The organism is Streptomyces sp. NPDC047453 (genome assembly GCF_040643155.1).
GTDB lineage: Bacteria > Actinomycetota > Actinomycetes > Streptomycetales > Streptomycetaceae > Streptomyces.
Window position 1 is genome coordinate 157361 of sequence record NZ_JBEYTS010000014.1, and the last position, 8571, is coordinate 165931.

Consider the following 8571-nt stretch of genomic DNA (forward strand, 5'->3'; position numbering starts at 1 on the left):
AGTCCCTTTTGCTCGCGGGCTTTCGTTTCCCGGTGGCGCGGGCCGGTGCCGGTCGGCGCGCACGACCCTTCGGTGAAACGGTTACTCGGCCAGCTCCTCCAGCAGCCGTGCCGTCGACAGGCCCGTCCGCAGATAGTCGACGAACAGCTCGTTGTGCAGCGCCCAGGGGGAGCGGCGGGCGCGGATCAGCCGGATCGCCTCCTCGGTGGAGCGTCCCCGGCGGACCAGCGCGTGCGCGATCACCAGCCCCGAGCGGTTGTATCCCGAGTAGCAGCGCACGAGGACCCGGCGGTCCTGGTCCAGCGCGTCACAGGCGGCCCGGGCCAGCCGCATCACCCCCGCGAGCTGCGTCCCGTCCAGCGGCCCGTCGGGTATCGGCCACACATGGTGCTCGACACCCGCGTCGGGCCCGTGCCCCGGCAGCCTGAGCAGGGTCTGCACAAGATCGAACTCATCGCGCACGACGGCGAGTTCCAGTTGCCCGGAGTTCGTCCTGAACTCGTGTCCGCCCATCCACAGGCCGGGCACGATCTCGCTCCACGGGCTTTCCGGAGCCGGTACGTCGGGCTGCTTCCTGCGGGTCCGCAACGGCGCCTCCCCAACTCCCCCCAACCGGAGCCCGTCCTCGGACTCCCGCCTGCCCGGCGGCGTCGGGCGTCCCACGACAGGCTCTCTCACGGTAGCCAAGTTCTTGCCCCGGGAGCACCCCGCCTGTTCCCATGGTCGTGGGGGTGATGGTGCATGAGCGGACACCGCGGACTGCGCGTCATACCGACCTGGCGCCACGGACAGGAACGGCTGTACGTCTGCCGGCCCGACGGCAGGAACATCGCCTGGTACGACCGTGAGGCCGCCCGGGTCAACCTCCTCAGCGAGGGCGAGCAGGAGGACGTGCTCCAGGCCCTGGGCCCCTTCCTCACCGGCCCGGTGGCGGTGGGCCCGCCCCCTGTACCCACCCCCGCCGAACTGGCCCGTCTGAGCCTGCACCCGGACGACGACCTGGCCCCCAACCGCCCCGGCGAGGCGCTGCTGATCGCGCTGGACCGGGAGCCCGCCCCCGCCCACCGCCTCCGCCCGGACCCGCGCCGCCGCGCCCTGACCGCCGAGCAGACGGTGGGCGAGGTCCTGGACCACCTCGACGGCGCCGGCTGGCATGCCCTCCACTCCGTCCCGCTGCCCGGCGGCGACCGCATCCACCACCTGGTCATCGGCCCCGGCGGCCTCTTCGCCGTCCACGCCCTCTACGCCCGCAAGCAGCGCGTCCGCATCGACGATCCGATGGTCGCCCTCGGCCGGCGCGACCCCGCCCCCCTCCTGCGCGACCTCCGCGGCCGGGCCGACCGGGCCTCCTACGCCCTGACGGCCGAGGTGCGCCCCATCCTGGTCCTGACGGACCCGGCCGCCCTCCGCGTCATCGCCCAGCCCAGGGGCGTACGCGTCCTGGAAACCGCCGACCTGGGGAACCTGACCCGCCTGGGCGCCGTGCTGAAACCGGCGGACGTGGAAGCGCTCCACGCGATGGCGCGGGACCGCAGGACGTGGGAGCGGGTGTGACCCGGCGGCCGGGCCGAGAGGGCGTGACCGGATGACCTGGTTCCCCCGAGCGGGTGTGACCGGACGGCCGGGTTCCGCCTGAGCGGGGGTGGACCGGAGGGCCGGATTCCTCCCTCACGGCAGCGCGGCCTCACGGCAGCGCGGCCGCACGCGCAGGGTCCAGCAGCGGGGCCAGCAGGTCGCCGTGGTCCCGCAGCCGGGGCACGATGTCCTGTGCCCGGAACTCCAGCCGCCCCGACGTCCGGCACCCCGCCACCTCCTCCCACGTGACCGGCGCCGAGGCCGTCGGCTCCCGGCGCGCCCGCAGCGTGTAGGGCGTCGCCGTGGTCTTCCGCGCCGCGTTCTGACTCCAGTCGACGAACACCTTCCCCGGGCGCAGACTCCGCGTCATCCGGTGCAGCACCAGATCGGGCATGGCGCGCTCCGCCTCCACGGCGAGCCCCTTCGCGTACTCGGACGTCCGCGCGCTCGAAGCCCCCCGCACCGCGGCCAGCAGATGCAGCCCCTTCGATCCGGAGGTCTTCGCGTGCGCCTCGATCCCGTCCTCGGCCAGCCGCTCCCGCAGCCACAACGCCACCCGGCAGCAGTCCACGACACTCGCCGGCGCCCCGGGATCCAGGTCGAACACCAGGCGGTCGGCCTCCGCGGGCGCCTGGACCAGCCACTGCGGGGTGTGGAACTCGGTCACCAGGTTGGCCGCCCACATCAGACTCGGCAGATCCTGCACGAGGACCATTCGCGCCGCCCCCGCCGACCTCGGCACCTCGGCCGTCGTCACCCACCCGGGCGTACCCGGTGGCACGTTCTTGGCGAAGAACATCTGCCCGTCCGGCCCGTCCGGGTACCGCAGGAAGGACATGGGCCGGTCCCGCAGATGGGGCAGCAGCGCGTCGGCGGTGGTCGCGTAGTAGTGCAGCACCTCCCCCTTGGTGAACCCGGTCGCGGGATACAGCACCTTGTCCAGGTTGCTGAGCGCGAGCCGTCGCCCCTCCACCTCCGTGATCGGCGCCATACGATAAGAAAACCATGGAAACTACTTGAACAATGACAAATAGTCCGAGCGGAACAAACAGCTCGGACAGATCAAGCAGTTCGTAACTGATCCGATCCGGAAGGTGCTGCACGTGCGATCCATTTGGAACGGCGCCGTCTCGTTCGGCCTGGTCAGCATCCCGATCAAGCTCGTGAACGCGACCGAGAGCCACACCGTCTCCTTCCGCCAGATCCACACCGAGGACGGCGGCCGCATCCGCTACCGCAAGGTGTGCGAACTGGAGGATCGCGAGGTCACCCAGGCGGAGATCGGCAAGGCCTACGAGGACGCGGACGGCACCATCATCCCGATCACCGACGAGGACCTGGCCCACCTGCCGCTGCCCACCGCGAAGACGATCGACATCGTGGCCTTCGTCCCGGCCGACCGGATCGACCCGCTCCAGATGGAGAACGCGTACTACCTGGCCGCGAGCGGCGCCCCCGCCGCCAAGCCGTACACCCTGCTGCGCGAGGCCCTCAAGCGCAGCCGGAAGGTGGCGATCGCGAAGTTCGCCCTGCGCGGCCGCGAGCGCCTGGGCATGCTCCGCGTGGTGGACGACGTCATCGCCATGCACGGCCTGCTCTGGCCCGACGAGATCCGCGTCCCCCAGGGCGTGGCCCCGGACGTCGACGTCACCGTCCGCGACAAGGAACTGGACCTCGCCGACGCCCTCATGGACACCCTGGGCGAGGTCGACATCCAGGACCTCCACGACGAGTACCGCGAGGCGCTGGAGGAGGTCATCGCAGCCAAGGCAGCCGGCGAGGCACCCCCCGAGGCACCCGAGCCCGCCCCCGGCGGGAAGGTCCTCGACCTGATGGCCGCCCTGGAGAAGAGCGTGCGGGCGGCCAAGCGGTCCAGGGGCGAGGAAGTGGGGGAGGAGGCCGGGGAGCCGGCGGAGGAGACGGAGGAGACGGAGGAGGCCGAGGTCAGGCATCTCCCGCGTGGCAAGCGTGCCGGCGCCGCGGCCAAGAAGACCACCGCCGGGAAGCAGGCTCCCGCGGCGAAGAAGACCGCGGCGAAGAAGACGACGGCCGCCGCGAAGAAGTCCACGTCCAAGGCGCAGTCGTCGCGGTCCGCGAAGAAGGCCGCGTCGACCGCCAAGAGCACGGCGAAGAAGACCCCGGCGAAGAAGACGGCCTCCCGCAAGCGCACCGCGTGAGGACGGGCCCCGCCCGGCGCCCGCCGCACGAGGCCCGGATCGTCTCCGGCGACTCGGGAAGGGTGTGCATCACGACACACCACCGCTGCCGTTCGGCCTCCTCCTGTGACAGGGCGAGCAGGTCGCCGGGGACGACTTCGGCGGCGGTAACCGTGCAGGGAACGACGGGGAGTTCCGGCTTCTGAGGTGAAGGGGACATATCCGTTGCGGCCTCCTGTGGCGCGAAGTGGCGTATGGCGGACGATCCCGAGTGAAAGGGGCGAAGGCAGGGAAAGCTATAGGTCCAGATAAGCGTCCCAAACAGGATGCCTGTGCGAATAGCCCCAAGTGTATCGAATGCGCGTCGAGTTGGGCGAGGCGTCCGGTGGCGGTGTGCGGCAGGTCACGCCCGCCGCCACGATGGCGGCGTGTGACGCGCGGCACGTCGACCGGCGGCGCCCGGCCCGCGCGACGGGTGAAAAAACGCGCGAACTCCGAACCCCCGCTGGGCTATGTTGCTGCTGCTCGAAGGGGGAGATGTGACGAAGCTCAACCAGATCATCGCCGTGGAGAAGGGCGTCAAGAGCAAGTCGCTCCAGGACGTCAACGCGGCTCACCACAAGGTGCAGAAGCCCGCGCTGCTGGCCGGCATCTCGCGCACGTACCAGCCGAAGGACGAGGAGGGCGAGCAGCTGCCGCCCGAGTCGACGCGGGTGCAGGTCAAGGCCGAGGAGATCCTGCGCGAGATGTCCGGGTCGCTGACGCGCCTGTTCGACGTGACCGCGACGAAGGACTGGGCCAACCGCACGGCTTGCGCGGACGTCACGGTCGACGGCCGGACGATCCTCGCCGAAGTCCCGGTCTCCTACCTGCTGTTCCTGGAGAAGCAGCTCACGGACCTGTACTCCTTCGTCAAGAAGCTCCCCGTCCTGGACACGGCCGAGTCCTGGTCGCTGGACCCGTCGACGGGCTGGTGGAAGACGGACCCGGTCCGCACGATCCGTACGAAGAAGGTCCCGCGCAACCACGTCAAGGCGGAGGCGACCGAGAAGCACCCGGCCCAGGTCGAGGTGTACTACGAGGACGTGCCGATCGGTTACTGGACCACGGTGAAGTTCTCCGGGGCCTTCCCCGCGCGGAGGGTGAACGAACTGCTGGAGCGGGTGGAAAAGCTCCAGCAGGCGGTGAAGTTCGCCCGCGAGGAGGCCAACGGCACCGAGGTCACCGACCAGCGGATCGGCGACGCGGTGTTCGGCTACCTGTTCGGCTGACGCCGGACCAGGGCAGCCCCCTGATCGCCCCCGCGTGCGAGCGCGGGGGTGCGCGAGTGGCGCGGGCCGGATTGAGGACCGGTTCGTGCCCTGGGGGCAAGCTGAAACTGAGGCTCAGCCTGAATCAGCCGGTTTCCTCCGGGAAGCCGCGATCAATCTCAGACTCTCGCTCCAGCTTCAGTATTCGCCACCGATCGCCGGACGACCGAGTGTGGACGACCGCCGCCGGATGCGAGTTCGACTCTCGCCTGCACCTCTCACACGGTGCGGTAGTTCAAAGGAAGAACACGACGGCCTGACGACTGATCCGCACTCTTGAGCACCACTGGCGTGCGCAACTGGGTGGCATCCCCAGGGGCCCGGGAGCTGGATACGACTCCCGGGCCCCGCCACGCTCCCGCCCGGAACCATCAGCGTTACTCCGGCAGGCGGGGGCGGACGGTCGCCCCGCGCCTCGCGCCCCAGGCGACCGCAAGCCCCACGAGGCGGGCCACTCCGCCCGTCACAGCAGTGTCACAGCGGGGCGTCAACCGACCTGTGAGACCGTTCAGTTGGGCAATCGCACCCCTCACCAAAGGGAGTTGACGTGACGATGGCGGGACCCACGCCACCTTGCTCGTGGCCCTCGATGAGGTGGTCGCCGCTCTCAAGGCTCCTCTGGAAGAGGCGGACCGCGCGCAGGGCTCGACCGGCGATCTCCGGCGAGAGGTGCAGGCGGAGATCTCGATCAATCGCTCGGTGCTGCGCCGTGAGGGGCTGTTCATGGTGTGGTACCTGCGCCCCCGTCTCGACGTGTGGATGGACTACGAGGGCGTACGGCCCGGATGCCTCCGGAGCCTCGTACTGGACGTGCAGCGTCGGTTCGTGGAGGCCCGGAGCACGTCGTAGGAACGCGCCCCGGGGAGGGAGGCCTAGGCGGCCTTCTGCGAGACGGCGGCGTCGGGGCGCAGGTCGTCGAGGGTGAGCGGGTGTGCCGGCGGCTCGGGCAGGACGAGGTGGTGGGCGGTGCGCAGATCGGGGCCGACATGGAGCAGCTCGCCCGCCTCCAGCAGGCGCCAGCGGGGGTTGTCGTCCATGCGCTCGCTGGCGACGACGACGGCCGGATGTCCGGCCAGGGCCTCGGAGTGGACGCGCATCCGCCCGTGACTGCCGCTGTGGTCGAGGTGCCGGGTGCCGTGCTGGCCGCCCGCCGCGCGCTCGAGGACGTACAACTCGTGGGTGCCGGGGTAACGCAGCGCCCACAACTGGTCGGGGGTGACGAGGACCAGGTTGAGGGCGTAGAGGGGCAGGTGTTCGGCGATCCAGCGCGCGGCCCGCGCGATGCCGGTGGTGACGTCACCGCCGTGCGCGCGGGTCTCCCGGGTGACGAGGGCGAAGAACCGCTCCGAGTCGGTGTCGCCCCTGACCAGTGACCGGTCCTTGCCGAGATGGTCGTCGAGCGCGTCGAGGTCCTCGACGACCCCGTTGTGCGCGAACAGCCGCCCTTCCTGCTCGAAGGGGTGCGTGTTGCGGGTGTCCAGACCGCCGGTCGAGGCGAATCGCACATGGGCGACGAAGGTGGCGGACTCCACCTGCCGGGCGTCCTCGGCGAACGCGCGGTCCCGGTAGGCGGCGATCGGCGCCTTGTCGACCCGCGGTGTGTCGTCCGCGTCGAAGTACCCCAGCCCGGTGCCGTCCGGATCACGGTGACTCTGCCGGCTGAGACTGTCAGGGGCGTCCAGCAGCCAGAAGGTGGCGCGGGTGCGCCGGGGCGCGCTGCTGAGTCCGAACAGACGGCACATCGGGTTCCTCCGCGGGTTGTCGGACGGCCCAGGCCGGCGAAGGACGGTGACCGGCGGCCGCTCCGGCCGAAACCTTCTCCGTGTTCCCCGCCGCCAGGCCGCGAACCGGGCCGTCCGAGAGCCGGCGGTCACCTCGGCGGCGGATCGTTCGGCCTTGGCTGCTCGCCGTGCGCGGGAGGCTCGCCCATCGCCATGAGCTGGAGCCGCAGAGCCAGCCGCAGGCGGGGTGAGGAGAGGTCGAGCGGGACCGTCTCTTCGAGCTTGCGCAGCCGGTAGCGCAGCGTATTGGGATGGACCCGCAGGTGCCGTGCGGCGCTCTGCGGGTCGCCGAGGTGGTCGAGCCAGGCCACGAGGGTGGTGAGGTACGGCGTGCCGTGTTCCTCGTCGTGTGCGCGCAACGCGGCGAGCGGCCCGCCGAGCCGCCACGTGTCGGTCCCGACGGCGGCCCTGGCGCGCTCCACGACGACGGCGTCCCAGGCGTCCTCCATCAGCACGATCCCCGTCCCGTGAACGAGAGGGGCGAGAGGGAGTCGGCCGGTGCCGATCAGCCGGTGGAGCTCGACGGCCTCCGCCGTGGAGCGCGGCAGCTCGTCGGGGGAGCGGGCGGGGCAGCCCGCCACGGCGTACAGGCCGGGGTCGTGCGCGCGTGTTTCGGCGAGCACGTGCCGGAGCCAGTCGACGGTGCCGGCGTCGGCCCGGACACCGGGCGCGCCCCGCCGCCCGCCCCGCCCCCGGTCGGTGACCACGCCGAACAGCAGCCCGTCGAGGTCGGCGAGCAGCGGCTGGTGCCAGCCGAACCGGTGCGCGACCGATTCCCACAGGTCCAGCTGCCTGCGGACGTCCTCCGTCCCGCCGGGCGACGACCCGAAGGCCACCACCCGCCAGGGGCCGGCCGGCAGCGCGGCGGCCGCTCCCGGTCCCTGGTCCGGGACGGCGCCTTCGCGCAGGGCGGCCCGCAGCTGCCCGGCCGACACCCGCCGTGCGATGCCGGCCTCGGCGCGCAGCCGCAGCAGATGCAGGGCCAGGACGGAGGCCACGTCGCCGAGCTCGCGGATGCGCTCCGGGGGGACCGGCGACGTGACCACGGCCCAGATCGAGCCGAGCCACTCGCCGCCGGCCCGCACGGGGATGATCAGCCTGGGCAGGATGCCGTCGGGCCCGGCGGGGGTCCAGATGGGGTCGCCGGAGCGTGCCAGCCGGCGGAAGACGCCGCTCGCCCGGAAATGCGTCAGGGTCTCCGCGGGGACGCGCCGCCCCACGATGGTGGAGACCCGTGCCGGGTCGGTGCTGTCCTGTCGCGCGGAGTAGGCGAGGACACGGGACTGCGCGTCCTCCACGGTCACGGGCGCGTCGATGATCTCGGCCGCCGCGTCGGCCAGCGCGAACAGGTCGCTGTGCGGACCGGGGGTGCCGAGCGCGCCGGCGGCGGGCGCGGAGGCCCGGTCGATGACACCGCGCAGCAGCCAGACGACGTGGGCCCACGAGGTGTGCGGTCGTAGTTCGACCAGTGCGGGGCCCGCCAGTCTGCGGGCCGCGCGGGTCACCTGCGGGTCGCGCGCGGCGGGTCGCTTGAGTACGAGGCCCGGGGCCCCTGCCGCGGCGGTCCGTTCCAGCAGGGCGAGGGCTGCGGACCGGTCGGTCACACCCACCCCCAGGACGAGTTCGCCCGGCTGGCCCGCGGTGTCACCGGGCTCGGCCAGGGCGACGTCGTGCACCTCGGCGTTCCCGGCCGGGACGACCGTACGCAGAAGCCCGGCCCCCAGGGAATCCACGAGGTCGGACACGGTG

Annotated in this window: 8 protein-coding genes; 4 read left to right on the forward strand and 4 right to left on the reverse strand. The window is 71.9% G+C overall.

The window, feature by feature from the left end; genetic code table 11:
• Positions 1 to 81 precede the first annotated feature (81 nt).
• On the reverse strand, positions 82 to 588 hold the full coding sequence (locus ABZ818_RS15980) for a protein phosphatase (protein WP_361414598.1): 507 nt from the start codon (positions 586 to 588) through the stop codon (positions 82 to 84).
• A gap of 153 nt (positions 589 to 741) precedes the next feature.
• On the opposite strand from ABZ818_RS15980, the gene ABZ818_RS15985 reads away from it, so the two are divergent.
• The gene (locus tag ABZ818_RS15985; protein ID WP_361414600.1) at positions 742 to 1554 is read left to right on the forward strand and encodes a nuclease-related domain-containing protein; all 813 of its coding nucleotides are present in this window, start codon (positions 742 to 744) and stop codon (positions 1552 to 1554) included.
• A gap of 130 nt (positions 1555 to 1684) precedes the next feature.
• Here ABZ818_RS15985 and ligD read toward each other — a convergent pair whose 3' ends face one another.
• A complete protein-coding gene (gene ligD, locus ABZ818_RS15990; protein ID WP_361414602.1) occupies positions 1685 to 2566 on the reverse strand; it encodes a non-homologous end-joining DNA ligase in 882 nt (293 codons plus the stop codon).
• Between the two features lie 112 nt (positions 2567 to 2678).
• Here ligD and ABZ818_RS15995 point away from each other — a divergent pair, with 112 nt between their 5' ends.
• The 3 genes from ABZ818_RS15995 (at position 2679) to ABZ818_RS16005 (ending at position 5890) form a co-directional block, all read left to right on the forward strand.
• On the forward strand, positions 2679 to 3752 hold the full coding sequence (locus tag ABZ818_RS15995; protein ID WP_361414604.1) for a Ku protein: 1074 nt from the start codon (positions 2679 to 2681) through the stop codon (positions 3750 to 3752).
• Positions 3753 to 4270: 518 nt separating this feature from the next.
• A complete protein-coding gene (locus ABZ818_RS16000) occupies positions 4271 to 5002 on the forward strand; it encodes a hypothetical protein (RefSeq protein WP_361414606.1) in 732 nt (243 codons plus the stop codon).
• A 618-nt stretch (positions 5003 to 5620) separates the two neighbouring features.
• A complete protein-coding gene (locus ABZ818_RS16005; RefSeq protein ID WP_361414608.1) occupies positions 5621 to 5890 on the forward strand; it encodes a hypothetical protein in 270 nt (89 codons plus the stop codon).
• A gap of 23 nt (positions 5891 to 5913) precedes the next feature.
• Here ABZ818_RS16005 and ABZ818_RS16010 read toward each other — a convergent pair whose 3' ends face one another.
• Positions 5914 to 6783 carry a class II glutamine amidotransferase gene (locus ABZ818_RS16010; RefSeq protein ID WP_361414610.1) on the reverse strand — a complete coding sequence of 290 codons (870 nt, stop codon included), beginning with the start codon at positions 6781 to 6783 and terminating at the stop codon, positions 5914 to 5916.
• Between the two features lie 128 nt (positions 6784 to 6911).
• Positions 6912 to 8571, reverse strand: a 1660-nt coding sequence (locus ABZ818_RS16015; RefSeq protein ID WP_361414612.1) for a helix-turn-helix domain-containing protein, incomplete at its 5' end; no start/stop codon positions are given.